General features: G+C 73.7%; 14 protein-coding genes. 4 read left to right on the top strand and 10 right to left on the bottom strand.

The genetic code is table 11. The features are described 5' to 3' along the window. Positions 1–26 precede the first annotated feature (26 nt). Positions 27–1,328 carry a nicotinate phosphoribosyltransferase gene (locus UIS43_RS23490; RefSeq protein WP_013151435.1) on the top strand — a complete coding sequence of 434 codons (1,302 nt, stop codon included), beginning with the start codon at positions 27–29 and terminating at the stop codon, positions 1,326–1,328. A gap of 133 nt (positions 1,329–1,461) precedes the next feature. Further along, positions 1,462–2,031: a nicotinamidase gene (locus UIS43_RS23485; RefSeq protein ID WP_041552217.1), complete on the top strand. Its 570-nt coding sequence runs from the start codon at positions 1,462–1,464 to the stop codon at positions 2,029–2,031. A 58-nt stretch (positions 2,032–2,089) separates the two neighbouring features. Here the strand turns inward: UIS43_RS23485 and UIS43_RS23480 are convergent, their stop codons facing one another. The 8 genes from UIS43_RS23480 to UIS43_RS23445 form a co-directional block, all read right to left on the bottom strand. Continuing rightward, entirely contained in the window at positions 2,090–3,097 is a 1,008-nt protein-coding gene (locus UIS43_RS23480) for a tryptophan--tRNA ligase (RefSeq protein WP_013151433.1), read from the bottom strand. Positions 3,098–3,164: 67 nt separating this feature from the next. Next, entirely contained in the window at positions 3,165–4,148 is a 984-nt protein-coding gene (locus UIS43_RS23475) for a zinc metalloprotease (protein WP_013151432.1), read from the bottom strand. Positions 4,149–4,283: 135 nt separating this feature from the next. Then, a complete protein-coding gene (locus tag UIS43_RS23470; RefSeq protein WP_013151431.1) occupies positions 4,284–6,008 on the bottom strand; it encodes a DEAD/DEAH box helicase in 1,725 nt (574 codons plus the stop codon). Positions 6,009–6,166: 158 nt separating this feature from the next. Continuing rightward, positions 6,167–6,403 carry a hypothetical protein gene (locus tag UIS43_RS23465; protein WP_013151430.1) on the bottom strand — a complete coding sequence of 79 codons (237 nt, stop codon included), beginning with the start codon at positions 6,401–6,403 and terminating at the stop codon, positions 6,167–6,169. 9 nt (positions 6,404–6,412) lie between these two features. Further along, entirely contained in the window at positions 6,413–7,219 is an 807-nt protein-coding gene (locus tag UIS43_RS23460) for a class E sortase (protein ID WP_013151429.1), read from the bottom strand. Positions 7,220–7,260: 41 nt separating this feature from the next. After that, complete coding sequence (locus UIS43_RS23455) at positions 7,261–8,142, bottom strand: heme ABC transporter ATP-binding protein (protein ID WP_370011717.1); 882 nt, start codon at positions 8,140–8,142, stop codon at positions 7,261–7,263. Beyond that, a complete protein-coding gene (locus UIS43_RS23450; RefSeq protein ID WP_370011715.1) occupies positions 8,139–9,428 on the bottom strand; it encodes a FecCD family ABC transporter permease in 1,290 nt (429 codons plus the stop codon). Before UIS43_RS23450 ends, UIS43_RS23455 begins: the two co-directional genes overlap by 4 nt. After that, complete coding sequence (locus tag UIS43_RS23445) at positions 9,425–10,567, bottom strand: hemin ABC transporter substrate-binding protein (RefSeq protein ID WP_013151426.1); 1,143 nt, start codon at positions 10,565–10,567, stop codon at positions 9,425–9,427. Before UIS43_RS23445 ends, UIS43_RS23450 begins: the two co-directional genes overlap by 4 nt. Before the next feature lie 248 nt (positions 10,568–10,815). On the opposite strand from UIS43_RS23445, the gene UIS43_RS23440 reads away from it, so the two are divergent. Both UIS43_RS23440 and UIS43_RS23435 read left to right on the top strand, forming a co-directional pair. Continuing rightward, positions 10,816–12,339, top strand: coding sequence for an LPXTG cell wall anchor domain-containing protein (locus UIS43_RS23440; protein WP_370011714.1), 1,524 nt, complete (start codon positions 10,816–10,818; stop codon positions 12,337–12,339). 427 nt (positions 12,340–12,766) lie between these two features. Further along, the gene (locus UIS43_RS23435) at positions 12,767–14,659 is read left to right on the top strand and encodes an HtaA domain-containing protein (protein ID WP_013151424.1); all 1,893 of its coding nucleotides are present in this window, start codon (positions 12,767–12,769) and stop codon (positions 14,657–14,659) included. 214 nt (positions 14,660–14,873) lie between these two features. Here the strand turns inward: UIS43_RS23435 and UIS43_RS23430 are convergent, their stop codons facing one another. Together UIS43_RS23430 and UIS43_RS23425 are read right to left on the bottom strand one after the other, a co-directional pair. Beyond that, positions 14,874–15,116, bottom strand: coding sequence for a DUF3039 domain-containing protein (locus UIS43_RS23430; protein WP_019611444.1), 243 nt, complete (start codon positions 15,114–15,116; stop codon positions 14,874–14,876). A 63-nt stretch (positions 15,117–15,179) separates the two neighbouring features. Then, positions 15,180–15,758 carry a YqgE/AlgH family protein gene (locus UIS43_RS23425; RefSeq protein WP_370011711.1) on the bottom strand — a complete coding sequence of 193 codons (579 nt, stop codon included), beginning with the start codon at positions 15,756–15,758 and terminating at the stop codon, positions 15,180–15,182. Positions 15,759–15,786: the final 28 nt, after the last annotated feature.

Raw genomic sequence — 15,786 nt, 5'->3', positions numbered from 1 at the left:
ACCCGGCACAGATTAGGCTCGTGCGCATGAGCGAGGACAGCAGCAGCGCGCTGCTCACCGACCACTACGAACTGACGATGCTCCAGGGGGCGCTGCACAGCGGCGCCGCAGCCCGCCACTCGGTGTTCGAGATGTTCGCCCGGCGGCTGCCGGAGGGACGCAGGTACGGGGTCGTGGCCGGAACGGGCCGCTTCCTGGAACTGCTGGAGCGGTTCCGCTTCGGCACGGAGGAACTCGACTTCCTGTCGGACAACGGGGTCGTTGACGAGCGCACCGTGGAGTGGCTGGCCGACTACCGGTTCTCGGGCAACGTGTGGGGCTACGGCGAGGGCGAGGCGTACTTCCCCGGCTCGCCGATCCTGGTGGTGGAGGCCTCCTTCGCCGAGGCCGTGCTCCTGGAGACGCTGGCCCTGTCGGTGTACAACCACGACAGCGCGATCGCCTCGGCCGCGACGCGGATGGCGGTGGCGGCGGGCGGTCGGCCGCTGATCGAGATGGGCTCGCGGCGCACGCACGAGCGGTCCGCGGTCGCCGCGGCCCGCGCCGCCTACGTCGCGGGGTTCTCCACCTCCTCCAACCTGGAGGCCGGGCGCTCCCACGGCGTGCCGACCGGCGGGACGGCGGCGCACGCGTTCACGCTGCTGCACGACAGCGAGCGGCACGCGTTCAAGGCGCAGCTGGAGTCCCTGGGCGAGGGGACGACGCTGCTGGTGGACACCTACGACGTGGAGCGCGCGGTGCGCACCGCCGTGGAGCTGGCCGGCCCCGGGCTGGGCGCGGTGCGGATCGACTCGGGCGACCTGGCCGCCCACGCCGGGCGCGTGCGGGCGCAGCTGGACTCCCTGGGCGCGACGGACACCCGCATCGTGGTGACCGGGGACCTGGACGAGCACTCCATCCAGGCCCTGGCGGTGGCGCCGGTGGACGGCTACGGGGTGGGCACCTCCCTGGTGACCGGCTCGGGCGCGCCGACGGTGTCCCTGGTGTACAAGCTGGTGGCGCGGGCGCGCGGTCTGGAGGCGGACGCCCCGCTGGAGCCGGTGGCCAAGCGCTCGGTGGGCAAGCCGAGCCGGGGCGGGCGCAAGTGGGCGGTGCGGCGGCTGGACGACAAGGGGACGGCCGTGTCCGAGGAGATCTACCCCCACCCGCCGTCCTCACAGGTGGGAACGCGCCCGCTGCTGCGGCCCCTGGTCGCCGACGGCGTGGTGGTGGGCCACGAGAGCGTGCACGAGGCCCGGGAGCGGCACCGGGCGGCGGTGGCGGAACTGCCCGAGGAGGCCCTGCGCATGTCGCGCGGTGAGGCCGCGCTGCCGACGGTGTTCCACTAGAGGATGGTGCGTGAGGGCACGCGCACCGGCGGACGGCCGTCCGGGTGATCTCCGACACGGTGGTCAGCGCGGGTCGGGCCGGCGGTGGTGCACGGGCCCGGGCGGATCCGACGACAAGGAAAGGGGTGCCGCTGTGAGGGCGCTCATCGTGGTGGACGTGCAGAAGGACTTCTGCGAGGGAGGGAACCTGGGGGTGGCGGGCGGGGCCAGCACCGCGGCCGCCGTCACCGAGTACGCCCGTGCGAGCGACTACGACCACGTGGTGGCCACACGCGACTTCCACATCGACCCGGGGGAGCACTTCTCGGAGGAGCCCGACTTCGTGGACAGCTGGCCGCGCCACTGCGAGGCGGGCACGCCGGGGGTGGAGTTCCATCCCGGCTTCGACGCCTCGCTGGCCGAGGAGGTCTTCGACAAGGGGCACTACACGGCCGCCTACAGCGGTTTCGAGGGCGTGACCGGGGAGGGCGGGGTGACGCTGGGTTCGTGGCTGCGCGAGCGCGGCGTGGACGAGGTGGACGTGGTGGGCATCGCCATGGACCACTGCGTGAAGGCGACCGCCCTGGACGCGGTGGCCGAGGGCCTGCGCACGCGGGTGCTGCTCGGGCTGACCGCCGGGGTGTCGCGCCCGACCGTGGACGCGGCGCTGGAGCGGCTGCGCGAGGCGGGTGTGGACCTGGAGGGCGAGCCGCTGGTCGGCTGAGGTCTCCTGCGGAGACCGGGGGCGGCGGGTCAGCGCGCTGACCCGCCGCCCCCGTGTGTCAGGCGACGCCGACGGCGGCGCGCACGCGCTCCAGGGTGGCGCGGGCGCGCTCGCGCGCGCGCTCGGACCCTGCCGCCAGGACGGCGTCGATCCGCCCCGGGTCGGCCATCAGCTCCTCGTAGCGCTCCCGCTTGGGGCCCAGCTCGGCGTTGATCGCCTCGAACAGCTCGTTCTTGAGGTCGCCCCAGCCCATGCCGCCCGCCTCCAGGCGCTTGCGCACCTCGGAGACCTTCTGGGCGTCGGCGAAGTGCGTGAGCAGCTGGAAGGGCACCGAGCTGTCGGGGTCCTTGGGGTCCTCGACCGGCGTGGAGTCGGTGGGGATGCGGCGCACGGCCTTCTTGAGCTTGTTCTCCGGCAGGAAGAGCGGGATGTGGTTGTCGTAGGACTTGCTCATCTTGCGGCCGTCGACGCCGGGCAGGATGCTCGCGTCGCTGTCGTCGATGACGCCCTTGGGGACGGGAAAGCTGTAGGACTCGCCGAAGCGGTGGTTGAAGTACCCGGCGATGTCGGCGGTGTACTCGATGTGCTGGGACTGGTCGCGGCCCACGGGGACGTGGGTGCCCTCCATGACGAGGATGTCGGCGGCCATGAGGATGGGGTAGTTGTACAGCCCCATGTTGATCCCGGCGTCCAGGTCGGTGATCCCGGCCTCGTTGTTGCGGTCGCGGGCGGCCTTGTAGGCGTGCGCGCGGTTCATGAGGCCCTTGGGGGTCAGAGCGCTCAGGATGGTGGTGAGCTCGAAGGTCTCGGGCACCCGGGACTGCTGGTAGACGATCGTCCGTTCGGGGTCGAGCCCGCACGCGAGCCAGGTGGCAGCGCCTGACCGGATGCTGTGGCGGAGCTCGTCGGCGTCCTTGATGGTGTTGAGCGCGTGGTAGTCGGCGATGAAGTAGTAGGTGTCGTAGGCCGTGGCCGCGCTCAGGGCGGGCTTGATCGCGCCGATGTAGTTGCCCAGGTGGAAGTCGCCGGTGGGCTTGATCCCGGTCAGGTACGTGTTCGCTGCCATGGGACCAAGCCTAGCGGCGGCCGGGCCCGCGCACGGTCCCGGCCACGCGCGGCGGGGCGCCGCCTCGTCAGGCGCGGAAGGCCGCCCAGTGCTCGACCATGCGCTCGGCCTGGCCCTTGGTGAAGTGGGTCATGCAGGCGTCGTCGCTGTAGTTCATGAAGTTGGTGACGGGGTCCTCGCCCTCCTGCTCGGGGCAGGTGTCGCGGCCCTCGGGGCAGCCGGAGGCGGCCTCGCGCTCGTAGGCGGTGTCGTCCACGTAGTCGCCGGGCGAGGAGCAGCCGTTCTGGAAGGTGTGGAAGAGCCCGAGCCAGTGGCCCACCTCGTGGGTACCGGTGTGGCCGAGGTTGAACCGGTCGCGGTCGCCGCCGGGAAGGGTGTCGTGGGAGATCACCACGCCGTCCTGTTCGGGCGCGTCCTCGTAGTCCTGGGGGAAGGAGGAGTAGCCGAGCAGGCCGGTGCCCAGGTTCGATGTGTAGATGTTGAGGGTCGCCGCGTCACCCTGGCGCAGTCTGGCGTGGACGGTGTCGCGGTGCTCGGCGAAGCTGGTGAACCACTCGTCGTTGGTGGTGCGGGTGACCTCGCTGAGCTCGAAGCGGAAGCCGGTGTCGATGGGTTCGGCGTCGCTCGTGCCCCCGGCCCGGGCCGCCTCGGCGGCCCGGGCCGGGTCCGCGGCGGTGTCGCCGCCGTAGGCGGCGTTGAGCACGTCGATCTGCCGCTGGACGCGTTCGTCGCTGACCTCGCCGCGGCCGTCCTCGGCGGAGATGACGTGCACCACGACCGGGACGGTGTGGGGCGGTTGGAGGTCCTGTCCCCGCAGGGGCACGAGTGCCTCCTGGAGCTGCTGTTCGTACAGGGCCGCCTGACGGGGCGTCACCTCGCTGCCGCCGGGAGGCCGACCGGCCGCGTCGGGGTCGGTGACCCTGGCGGCGCCGGGCAGGCAGGGCTCCAGAGCTTCGGACTCCCCCGGCGCCAGCTGGGCGCGCGGGGAGTCGGTCGCCACGGTGCCGGGCGCCGTGACCGTGACCATCCCGGCCAGGGCGAACCCGCACATCAGCAGTCCGGTGCAGAGCGCGGCTGAGCCGCCGCGAGGGCTGTGTCCACTCATCTCACACAAGGTAATGAAGCGGACACGAAGGGCTTATGGGACATGCGCGAGCTTGCGAAGTGTTTGCCCGTTTCGGGTGGCCTATCGCCCGCCGACGGCCCAGACGCGGATCTTGGCGATCCGTTCGCGGATCTGCGTCGGGGTGGCCTGTGCGACGGGCGGCCCGCCGCAGGCGCGGCGCAGCTCGTTGTGGATCACTCCGTGCGGCTTGCCGGTGCGGTGGTGCCAGGCGCCCACGAGACCGCTCAACTCGCGGCGCAGGTCGGCCAGGACCTGGTGGGTGGGCCCGTCCTCCTCGGCGGGCTCCTCCACCTTGCGGGCCTTGACCTCGCTCGCCTTGAGGTCGGCCTTGCGCTTGCGCAGGAGCTGGGAGACCTGCTGCGGGTCGAGCAGACCGGGCAGGCCCAGGAAGTCCTCCTCCTCCGTGGAGCCCGGCACGCCGCCGTACTCGGCCCCGTCGTAGAGGGCGCGGTCGAACTCCGCCGCCGACTCCATGGTCTCGAAGGGCAGTTCCTCCCCGGCGTCGGGGGTGTCCCGCTTCTTGTTGGCCTCCCGGAGCAGGTCCTCCTCCGGGTACTCGTCGCCCTCCCCAGGGGTCCGGTCGAGCACGTGGTCGCGCTCGCGCTCCATCTCGCCCGCGTACTCCAGCAGGGTGGGCACGGAGGGCAGGAAGACCGAGGCGACCTCGCCGCGCTGGCGCACGCGCACGAAGCGGCCGATGGCCTGGGCGAAGAACAGCGCGGTGCTGGTGGAGGTGGCGTACACGCCCACCATCAGCCGGGGCACGTCCACCCCCTCGGAGACCATGCGCACCGCGACCATCCAGCGGTCGTCGCCCGCGGCGAACCGGGAGATCTTCTTGGAGGCCCCGGGGTCGTCGGACAGGATGACCGTGGCGCCCTTGCCGGTGATCTGGCGCAGGATGCGCGAGTAGGCGCGGGCGTTCTCGTGGTCGCTGGCGATGACCAGGGCCCCCGCGTCGGGGTGGGTCTTGCGGACCTCGGTCAGGCGGCGGTCGGCGGCCTGGAGTACGCGCTTGATCCAGTCGCCCTTGGGGTCCAGCGCGGCCCGCCACGCCTGGGAGAGCGCGTCCTGGGTGAGGGGTTCGCCCAGCCTGGCGGCGAGCTCGTCGCCCGCGCGGGTGCGCCAGCGCATCTCGCCGGAGTAGGCCATGAAGATGACGGGGCGCACGACCCCGTCGGCCAGGGCGGGCCCGTACCCGTAGCTGTAGTCCCAGGAGCAGCGGCGCACCCCGGCGCTGTCCTGGACGTAGTCGACGAAGGGGATGGGGTTGATGTCGGACCGGAAGGGGGTCCCGGTCAGGGAGAGGCGGCGCGCCGCCGGGTCGAAGGCCTCGCGGGCCGCGTCGCCCCAGGACAGGGCGTCCCCGGCGTGGTGGACCTCGTCGAAGATGACGAGGGTCTTGCGCGCCTCGGTCCGGTTGCGGTGCAGCATCGGGTGGGCGGCGACCTGGGCGTAGGTGACGGCCACGCCGACGTACTGGCGGCCCAGGGCGCCCTGGCCGTTGCGGAACTCGGGGTCGATGGCGATGCCGAACCGGGCGGCCGCCTCGGCCCACTGCTTCTTGAGGTGGTCGGTGGGGCACACGATGGTGATGGCGCGCACCGTGTGGCGTTGGAGGAGTTCGCTGGCCAGGGTGAGGGCGAAGGTGGTCTTGCCCGCACCGGGGGTGGCCACGGCGAGGAAGTCCCGCGGTTCCCGGCGGAAGTACTCCTCGAACGCCTCCCGCTGCCATGCGCGGAGGCCTCTGAGCCGGTCCTCCGTCGTGGTCTGCGTCACCGTCATGCTGCGAATCGTCCCCCGTTGCTCACCCCCATGAGGTTAGCGGGCGCCGTGGACCGTTCCGGGAGGCAGGCCAGTGGCGCCGCGCACACGGCGTGTCCCGACCGCCCGGAAGGCCGCCGGTCCCCGCCGGTCGCCTCGTCGTCCACCATCGTCCCGGATTACCCGGAGGCCCCGTCCGTCCCAGCCTCCCCGCCGGAACCGCCCCCGGACTCCGCGCCGCTCCCGGTCTGGGCTCCCCCCACGTCGACGGCGCCGTCGTTGAAGGGCATGTGCGGCGAGATCGCCGGGAAGGCGAAGAACCACAGCAGCAGGGCGGCGCCCACCACCAGTCCGAGCGCCATGATGAGCTTGGCGATCCACGGACCGGGCAGGACGCGCCAGATCAGACCGTACATTCGCGTTCCTTACTCGCTGGCCTGGGGAGCCATGTGCGCGATCGAGTCGGGCATCCCCTCGGACTTGGGCGTGGTCTCCACCAGCTCCGCCCAGACGATGAGGCGGTGCGTGTTGTTCAGCTTGGGCGCGCACGTGGTGAGGGTGAGCAGGGACCTGCCCGGCTCCTCGTCGGTGGCCTCGTCGAACGGGTCCGGCTCGATCACCCACACGTCGGTGGGCAGGACCGTCTCGTCGCGGAAGACCTCGTAGGTGTAGAAGTTCTCCCCGTCCTCCAGCACCATGACGTCGCCGTTCCGGAGCAGGTCCAGGTCCCAGAACAGGCCGGGGGTGCGGTGGGCGGCCACGGCGTAGTTGCCCTCGCCGCCGGGAGAGCTGGGGTACTCGGTGTAGTGGCCGGGGCTGTAGCGGATGTCCTCCTGCGTGGTGCCGTTGACCACCACCCAGTCCAGGTCCAGGCTCGGCACGTACAGGCGGCTGTCGGCGCTGCCCGGCAGGGGCTCGGAGTCCGGACCGGCCTCCGCGGCCGCCTGTTCGGCGGACCAGGCCTCCTCCAGCCCCTGGGCCAGGTCCTGCTGTTCGCGGTCGGTCTCCCACTGGGAGCCGTACACCTCGTATCCGGCGTAGAAGAGCATGAGCAGACCGGCGGTCAGCATGATCTCGCCGAAGAACCGGACGATGCCGCGCACGACGTCGCCGGGGGTGGCCCTGGGCCTGGGGCGGCGGCGCCGTCGGCCGCCGGAGGCCCGACGTCCACGCCCCTCCCCGCGTCCGGGCCGGGGACCCTCGTGGAACTGCCGTTCAGTTGTGGACACCAATACGACCTACTCCTGTGGACGCTTCCGTGTGCACCCGTCCCCTACCTGAGGGGGACGACCAGCGGGACTCCGGTACGCGGGTGCGGTAGGACTTCGACCTCGTGCTGGTAGACGGAGCTGAGCAGCGACGCGGTGAACACGTCGGCGGGGGAGCCCTGCGCGGCGACCCGTCCTCGGGAGAGTATCGCCACACGATGGGCGTAGGCTGCCGCAAGCCCCAAATCGTGCAGGACCACGATAACCGCACCGCCGCGCTCCGCGAGTTGGGAAGCCAGATCCAGTACGAGTTCCTGGTGCCGGATGTCCAGGGCGGCGGTCGGCTCGTCCAGCAGGAGCAGCTGGGTGTCCTGGGCCAGGACGCGGGCGAGCATCACCCGCGCGCGCTCACCCCCCGACAGGGTCGGGAAGCGCCGTTCGGCCAGGTCGGACACGCCCGTGCCCTCCATAGCGGCGGCGGTGAGGGCCTCGTCCTCGGCCGCGGCGGCCAGCCCCGCCCAGGGGGCGCGGCCCATGGACACGATGTCGGCGACGGGGAACGGAAAACTGACCGCCGCCTCCTGGGGCAGGACCGCGCAGCGCAGCGCCAGCTCGGGGGGCGTCCAGTCGGCGAGCGGGCGGCCGTGGAGGCGGACGGTCCCGGTGTCGGCCTCCCCCCGGCCGGGCGCCCCGGTGACGTCCCCGGACAGGGCGGCGAGCAGCGTGGACTTGCCCGCCCCGTTGGGCCCGACCAGGGCCAGCAGCTCCCCGGCCCGCACGGTGAGGCCGACCCCGTCGAGCAGGGCGCGGCCGCCCCGGCGGACGGTGACGCCCTCGGCCCGGAGTATCTCCTCGCCGGGTGGGACCGGGGCGGGGCGCACGGGCGGCCGGTACAGCGGGGAGGCCGCGGCGGCGACCCGCCGCCGCAGTCGGACGAGGGCGCTCACGACCAGCCTCCTTGCCGGGCACGGGTGCGGTACAGCAGGTAGAAGAAGAACGGCCCGCCCAGGGCCGCGGTGACCACGCCCAGGGGGATCTCGGCGGGGGCCGCGACGGTGCGGGCGAGCAGGTCGGCGGCGAGCAGGAGCAGGCCGCCGCCCAGGGCGCTGGCGGGCAGCAGGACCCGGTGCCCGGGGCCGGTGACCATGCGGATGATGTGCGGGACGACCAGGCCCACGAAGGAGACGATCCCGGCGAAGGCGACGGCGGCCGAGGTCAGCAGGGCCATGGCGCAGATGAGGACCAGGCGGGTGCGCTCCACGTCCACGCCCAGGTGGCGGGCGGGCCCCTCGCCGAGGGCGAGCAGGTCCAGGCGGCGCGCGTGGAAGGGGATGACCGACAGCCCGAGCAGCAGGCACGGGGCGATGGCGGCGACCTTGGCCCAGGTGGCGGTGGAGACGCTGCCGAGCTGCCAGAAGGTGATGGTCTGGATCTCGGCGTCCTGGGAGAAGTTGGTCATCAGGCCGATGGCCGCACCGGCGATCGCGTTGACGGCGATACCGGTGAGCAGCAGGGTGACGACCTCGGTGCGTCCGCGCGAGCGCGCGAACACGTACACGAACAGGGTGGTGGCCAGGCCGAACACGAAGGAGGAGGCGATGATCGTCCAGTGGCCAAGGATGGTCAGGCCGGTGAAGATGACGGCGATAGCGCCGACGGCCGCACCGGAGGAGACGCCGATGACGCCGGGTTCGGCCAGGGGGTTGCCGAAGACGCCCTGCATCATGGCGCCCGCCGCGCCCAGGGCTGCGCCGACCATGACGGCCAGGACGACGCGGGGCAGGCGCACGTCCCACAGGACGGTGTGGCCGATCCGGTCGGGCGGGGTGCCCGCCTCCAGACCGAGGGCGTGCAGGAGCGAGGCGGCGACCTGCCCGGGCGGGATGGGGTAGGCCCCGGCCCCGGCGGCGACGACCGCGACCGCGACGAGGCCGCCGGTGAGCGAGGCGAGCAGGAGCGCGGCGCGCAGGCGGTGTAGGGCGCGCCGGTCCCGCGGGGCGGCTGGTGCGGTCGTGGCTTTCGAGGCGGCCGGTGCGGTTGTGGGAACGGCTGCTTCGGAAGGGACCTTCGGGGTGGCCGGAGTGAACGATGTGCCTGACGGGACTGCGGGAGGAACGGGTTCGCGGGTGCTGGTTCCGCCCTGCTCGGGGGAGGGCGTGCCGGTGGCCGCCTGAACAGACCCTTCGGGGAGGCCCTGGGCGTCGTCGTCCGCGGGCCTGCGGGGAGCGGTCACCGTTCCCCCTCCCCCGCGCTGACGGCGGCGAGTTCGTCGGCGAGGGCCGCGACGACCTGCGGGGTGCGGGGGCCGAAGTTGAGCAGGACGCCGTCCTCGAAGTCGACGACGGCGCGCGCGGCGCCGGCCGGGGTCTGGGCGACGCCGGGGATCTGGACGAGCCCCTCGATCCCGCCGACCGACTCCAGTCCCTTGGTCATCACCAGGAGCACGTCGGGCTGGGCCGCGATGAGGGCCTCGGTGGTGATGGGGGTGAAGGGTGTGGTCAGGCCCATCTCGACCCCGGCGTCGCGGGCGCCGATCTCGGCCAGCATGGCGTCGGCGCCCGAGCCGGGTCCGCCCAGGAGGTAGACCCCGGCGGTGCCGCGCAGGTAGAGGAAGGCGACGAGGGGGTCGCCGCTGACCGCGGTGGAGTCGGCCCTGACCTCGGCCATCTGCCCGCGCGTGCGTTCGGCCAGGGCCGTGCCGCTGGCCGGGACGCCGAGGGCCTCGGCCACGCGCTCGAAGCGCGGGTACATGTCGTCGATGGACCAGGCCTCCTCCACGATGACGACGGGGACGCCGGAGCTCTGGATCTGCTCGATGGCCTCGGGCGGCCCGGTCTGGGTGTCGGCGAGGACGACCGTGGGCTCCAGGGACAGCACGCTCTCGGCGGAGACCTCGTGCGCCTCGCTGACCGTGGGCAGGTGGGCGGCCTCCTCGAAGGTGGCGCCGACGTCGCGGCCGACGACGTTGTCGCCCAGGCCCAGGGTGAAGACGATCTCGGCGAGGCTGCCGGTGAGCGGGAGGACGCGGCTGGCGTCGGTGACCTCGACCTGCTCGTACTCCAGGGGGTCGGAGCTGGTGCGGTAGGGGTCCAGGACCACCGAGTCGACGGTCACGGGCAGCTCGGGCGCCGCGGGTTCCTCCAGGATCTGGAGGCGGTTCTCGGCGAGGTCGGGGATGCCGGGCGCGTCGCCGGAGGCCGCGGGGTCCGCGCCTCCGGAGGCGCCGCCGGTGCACCCGGTCAGGGCGAGCACGAGCGCGCAGGCGGCGGCGAGGGCGCGGGGAGCGGCGGGGCGGACGCGGAGGGCGGCGAGTCGGGGGCCGGTGGGGCGGGAGCGTTCGCGCGGAAGGGGCCGGGGGACGGTGTGGGGCATGGCGGTCGCTTTCGGGGTTCCGTGTGCCGGGGGCACGGGCGCTGTCGCCGGGAGGGCGGGACGCGACAACGCTTTTTATGACACCTCGTCATCATCTTGACAAGCCCGATGGTTCGGTGTTCAACTGTTCCGGCGCGAACTTCAGGTTAGGTAAGGCTCACTTAGCAAAGGTAAGCATAACCTCACCGAAGTTCTCCTCACGCGGGTGGTGGACCCCGACCGAACCCGCACGAACGCGAAGGCCCCCGATGCAAGCAGCGCTTTCCCTCCGCCCGAGGAACGGGCGGCGCCGCGGGCTCGTCCCGCCCCTGGTCCTCACCGCCGCGCTGGTGCTGTCCGCCCCGGCGGCGGCACTCGCCCAGTCCGTCCCCGACCCCTCGCCCGACCGGAGCCCCGGTCAGGATCCCGCCCGTCCACGCGTCACCACCGTGGACCGGGCCCGGGGCCTGGACCCCGGGCGCGACACCGTCACCGTCTCCGGGATCGGACACGACCCCGGTTCCCTGCTGGAGGCCGCCACCTGGGCCGTCCCCGGCGCGGAGGACGGCGGGGGCGAACCGGTCGCCGACACCGCGAACGCGGTGACCGTCGAGGTCGACGCGCGCGGCACCTTCAGCCTCAGCCTGGCCACCGGTACCGGGTTCGCCGCCGACGCCGGCCTGGACGCCTCCGTCACCCCCTTCGAGGTGCGCCTGGTGGAGGTCGGCGCCGGGCCGGGAGGCGAGGACACCGCCGAGGGCGCTCCCCCGGCCCCGGAGGCCGACGCGGACGCGGAGTCCTCCGAGGAGGACCGCGCCGCCGCGGAAACGACCGACGCGGCCGACGCGGACCCGGCGGGGGCGGCCGTCGGCACCCGGGGCGGGGACACCGCCCGGCGGGCTCCGGAGGTCCTCGCCGGACCGGGCAGGAGCGCCCCGGTGACCCTGTTCTCGGCTCCGGCCCCCGACGCGGTCGTGGGCCGGGTCCCGGTGGCCTTCTCGGCCCCCGCCCCTCGGACCGAGCCCGGGACGAGCCCGCAGAGCCGGCCGCAGTCCGCCGTGCCCGCGGCCCCCGTGCCCCGCGAGCCGGGCGACCCGACCCTGAGCGTCTCCAAGACCAGCGGACTCGACCCCGAGGGCGAGACCGTCACGGTCACCGGCTCCGGATACGACACCGCCAAGGGGATCTACGTGGCCCTGTGCGACACCAGCGGCGCCGGTCCCGACCGGGCGCCCAGCCCCTGCGTCGGCGGCGTGGACATGGAGGGGTCGAGCGGCGCCTCGGTCTGGGTCTCCAGCAACCCGCCGCCCTACGGGGAGGGGCTGGCCGTCCCCTACACCGGCGGCGGTACCGACGGCGGGTTCAGCGTCGAACTGAGGGTCAGGGCCAGCGACGAGAACACCGACTGCGCCGACCCCGCAACCGAGTGCGCGGTGGTCACGCGCAACGACCACACCCGCTCCAGCGACCGCGGCCAGGACGTGTTCGTTCCCGTCTCCTTCGGCGGCTCCGGAAACGGAGGGGACTCCGGGACCGGCGGGGGCTCCGGCGGCTCAGGAGACTCCGGGGACTCAGGAGGCAGCGGATCGGGCGGAGGCTCGGGCAGCGGTTCGGGCGGTACCGGTGACGCCGGAACCGGCGGGGGCTCAGGCAGCGGTTCCGGCCCCCTGCCCCGCACCGGCAGCACGCTGTACGGACTGGTCCTGGCCGCCGCGGTCGCCGTCCTGACAGGTACGGCGGCACTGGTCGCCACCCGCCGCCGGGCCCGGGGAGCCCCCGTGGACACGGTCTGACGCCGGTGCCCCGACGGACTCCTCCGCCCGGGGCTCCCGTGGGAGCCGCTCTGAAGGCCGCCTCGGCGAACCCCTCCCGGCCCCGCCCACAGCGGCCCTTCCGGGGAGAACCCCTCCGGAGAAAACCCGTCCGGGAAGCCGCCTCCCGAAGGGCGCCTCCTGGAGACCCCTGGAAGGGCTCCTCCGAGGCCCTTCCCCCGACCGCCGCTTCCCCCGACCACCGTGCCCGCCCGTCCCCCGGCGGGCACGGCGGGAACCCGCGGCGGCGTGCCGAACCCCCGTTCGGCACGCCGCCGCGGCACCCCACCCACCCCCCTCGCCCCAGGCGCACCCCACCGCGCCCGCTCCACGGGGATCCGCCGCACGACAGGCCCCGGCAGTCGCCGGGGACCGACCACCACCATCCCCCTCACGGATTGGACCGACGATGACCACCACCCCGACCCGAGGGAGCACGGCACCGGGCGGACTCCGCCGGACGCTGCGCCTCCTCACCGCCTACGCGGGCGCGGCCGCCCTGGGCGGCACGTTCGCCGTGGCCGCCGCCCCGACCGCCTCCGCCGACGAGGTGCTTCCCCTCACCGGAGGCTCCGCCTCCTGGGGCGTGAAGGAGTCCTTCCGCAACTACGTGGGCAGCCCGATCGCGCACGGCGGCTACGAGGCCTCCGACGGGGCGACCCTCCTGGCCGACGGCACCGTCGACTTCCCCACCGCCGGGGGCACGGTCTCCAAGGAGGACGCCTCCGGTGACGTGAGTTTCTCCGGGACGGTCGTCTTCAGCGGCCACGACTACGGCCAGGGCCCGGTTCTGGAGGTGCGCGTCTCCGACCCCCGGGTGGTGTTCGAGGGCGACACCGCCACGGTCTTCGCCGACGTCACCAGCCGCGAGTTCGGCGGGGCCAACCCCAACCTGCCCCCGGGCGGCCTGGTCGAGTACGGCGAGGTCGCGGTCACCGAGCTGACCGGCGCCGAGGTGGCCGTGGAGGGCGAGGAGATCACCTTCACCTCCACGGCGGGCACGCTGCACGCCGACGCGGTGGAGCCGTTCGCGGGCTTCTACGCCGCGGGCGCCCCGATGGACCCGCTCTCCTTCACCGCCGGGATCGACGACGTCACCGACCCGGGCGGCCCCGGGGAGCCGGTGCACGACCCGCGCGTCACGGTGGCCCCGGCCAGCGACCTGGACCCCGCGGGCGACACCGTCACCGTCGAGGGCACGGGCTTCCGCCCCGGCCAGGGCGTCTACGCGGCCCTGACCGCCGTCCCGCAGTCCGCCGACTCCTACCCGGCCCACCACACCGGCGCGGTGTGGCTGCGCGGGGCCGACGCCCCCGGCGAGGACGGTTCCTTCAGCGCCGAACTCCGGGTGACCGGCTCCTACGAGACGGACGGCACCGTCCACGACTGCGCGCGGACGCAGTGCTACGTGGCGGTGTTCAACGACCACACCGACATCGCCAACCGCGACCAGGACGTGTGGACGCCGGTCTCCTTCACCGCCGTGGAGGAACCCACCGAGGAGCCCACGGACCCGACCGACCCGACCGGGGAGCCGACCGACCCCGCCGAGGGCCCGCTCACCGTCCACAACGGCCGCGCGGACTGGGGCGTCAAGGAGTCCTTCCGCGACTACATCACCGGCAGCATCGCCCGGGGCGAGATCACCCCGAGCGACGGCGCCAGCCAGAACGAGGACGGGACCTTCGCGTTCACCGACGGCAGCGGTGAGGTGGACCTGTCCGCGTCCACCGCCGACATCGCGTTCGAGGGCACCGTGCTCTTCGAGGGCCACGTCCATGACGGCGCCGACCCGCTGCTGAGCATGACGGTCAGCGACCCGCGCGTGACGGTCGACGGCGCGGCGGGCGTGCTGTACGCCGACGTGACCAGCAAGCCGCTGAGCGGGCAGGAGCCGGTCACGTACGAGGACGTGGCGCTGGCCGACCTGGACCTGACCGGGGTGGACTACACGCTGGAGGAGGGCGTCCTGAGCTGGGAGCCGATCCCCGCGACCCTGACCGCCGAGGGCGTGCCCGCGTTCGCGGACTTCTACGCCGCCGGGGAGCAGCTGGACCCGGTCTCGCTGACCGTGAGCGTGGACGAGGAGGTCCGGGTTCCGGGCGGGGGCGGTGACGGAGGCCCCACGCCCGGCCCCGGTGACGGAGACGGCGGCGGCACTCCGGGCCTGCCCAACACCGGTGTCGCGCTGGCCGGCCTGCTGACCGCGGCCGCGGTGGCCGTCGGCGCGGGCGGCGCGGCGGTGTACGCGGCCCGCAGGCGCGGTCCCGCCCCCGACGGGGACGGGGAGTCCGCGGTCTAGGACCGCCTGACCGGTTCCCGCGCGCCCGCGCGGAGCGGGGTCCGCGGGGCCCCGTCACGCGACCGGTCGGCCCCCGGGTGACACGAGGGCCTTGGCACACGCCGTGTGTCAAGGCCTTCGTCGTGTCCGCCGCGCGCGGTGCCCGGGCACGGCGGGGTCCGCGCCGGACACGCGGCCGCTTCCTCGGAAGCCGTCGGCCGTCCGGGCGGGAGGGCTACTTCATCATCTCCTCGTAGACCTTCTTGCACTCGGGGCACACGGGGAACTTCTTGGGGTCGCGGTTGGGCACCCACACCTTGCCGCACAGGGCGATCACGGGGTCGCCGGTCACGGCGCTCGCGGTGATCTTGTCCTTCTGCACGTAGTGGGCGAACCGCTCCCGGTCCCCGCCGTCGTGGGAGATGTCCGGTTTGGTCTCGCTGTCCGGGAGGACCTTGTTGAGGATGTCCATCGCCATCGTGCCTCACACCTTTCGACGTCTGCGTTCCACGGTATAGGGTGCCGCGCCCCGCCCGGCTGCTCAGTTCATGGCGGGGTCGTCGGGGAAGGTGGACAGGAGCGCCATCTCCCCGCCCTGGCGGCGCAGCACCCGCGACCACAGCCCCTCGGGCGCGGTGGTGAAGACGTCGTCGGCGACCGCGTCGACGACGTACCAGGCCCCCTCCTCGATCTCCCCGGCCAGCTGGCCCGCGCTCCACCCCGCGTAGCCCGCGAAGAGGCGGAACGCGCCGAGCGCCCCGCCGAGCACCTGGGCGGGGCCGTCGAGGTCGACCACGCCGATCCCGTCCAGGCCCAGGTGCGGGTCCAGGCCCTCCAGCGGGGACCAGCCGGGAGGGGGCTCACCGGGCCCGGCCGCCCCCAGGGCGATGCCGGAGCCCAGGCCCACGGGACCCCCGGAGAACATCACCGCCGGTTCGCTGGCGTAGGCGCCCCAGTCGGTGACGACCTCGTCCACGGCCATCCCCAGGGGGCGGTTGAGGATCACCCCCAGGGTGCCGTCGTCGGCGTCGTCCACGACGAACACCACCGAGCGGCGGAAGGAGTCCTCCTGGAGCATGGGGGCGGCCACCAGGAGGCGCCCGGTCATCGGCTGGTCCATGCCCTCCCACCTACCCCGGAACGACGGG

Source organism: Nocardiopsis sp. LDBS0036 (genome assembly GCF_041228755.1).
GTDB classification, from domain to species: Bacteria; Actinomycetota; Actinomycetes; order Streptosporangiales; family Streptosporangiaceae; genus Nocardiopsis; species Nocardiopsis dassonvillei.
The sequence above is the reverse complement of the archived record's forward strand: the minus strand, read 5'-3'. Positions and strand labels throughout refer to the sequence as shown.

Excerpts from the sequence above, each read along its gene's own strand:
- UIS43_RS23435 (WP_013151424.1), top strand. The coding sequence starts at position 12,767 with ATGACCACCACCCCGACCCGAGGGAGCACGGCACCGGGCGGACTCCGC.
- UIS43_RS23475 (WP_013151432.1), bottom strand. The coding sequence starts at position 4,148 with ATGTGCGGGTTCGCCCTGGCCGGGATGGTCACGGTCACGGCGCCCGGC.
- UIS43_RS23480 (WP_013151433.1), bottom strand. The coding sequence starts at position 3,097 with ATGGCAGCGAACACGTACCTGACCGGGATCAAGCCCACCGGCGACTTC.
- UIS43_RS23440 (WP_370011714.1), top strand. The coding sequence starts at position 10,816 with ATGCAAGCAGCGCTTTCCCTCCGCCCGAGGAACGGGCGGCGCCGCGGG.
- UIS43_RS23465 (WP_013151430.1), bottom strand. The coding sequence starts at position 6,403 with ATGTACGGTCTGATCTGGCGCGTCCTGCCCGGTCCGTGGATCGCCAAG.
- UIS43_RS23490 (WP_013151435.1), top strand. The coding sequence starts at position 27 with ATGAGCGAGGACAGCAGCAGCGCGCTGCTCACCGACCACTACGAACTG.
- UIS43_RS23445 (WP_013151426.1), bottom strand. The coding sequence starts at position 10,567 with ATGCCCCACACCGTCCCCCGGCCCCTTCCGCGCGAACGCTCCCGCCCC.
- UIS43_RS23470 (WP_013151431.1), bottom strand. The coding sequence starts at position 6,008 with ATGACGGTGACGCAGACCACGACGGAGGACCGGCTCAGAGGCCTCCGC.
- UIS43_RS23425 (WP_370011711.1), bottom strand. The coding sequence starts at position 15,758 with ATGGACCAGCCGATGACCGGGCGCCTCCTGGTGGCCGCCCCCATGCTC.
- UIS43_RS23430 (WP_019611444.1), bottom strand. The coding sequence starts at position 15,116 with ATGGCGATGGACATCCTCAACAAGGTCCTCCCGGACAGCGAGACCAAA.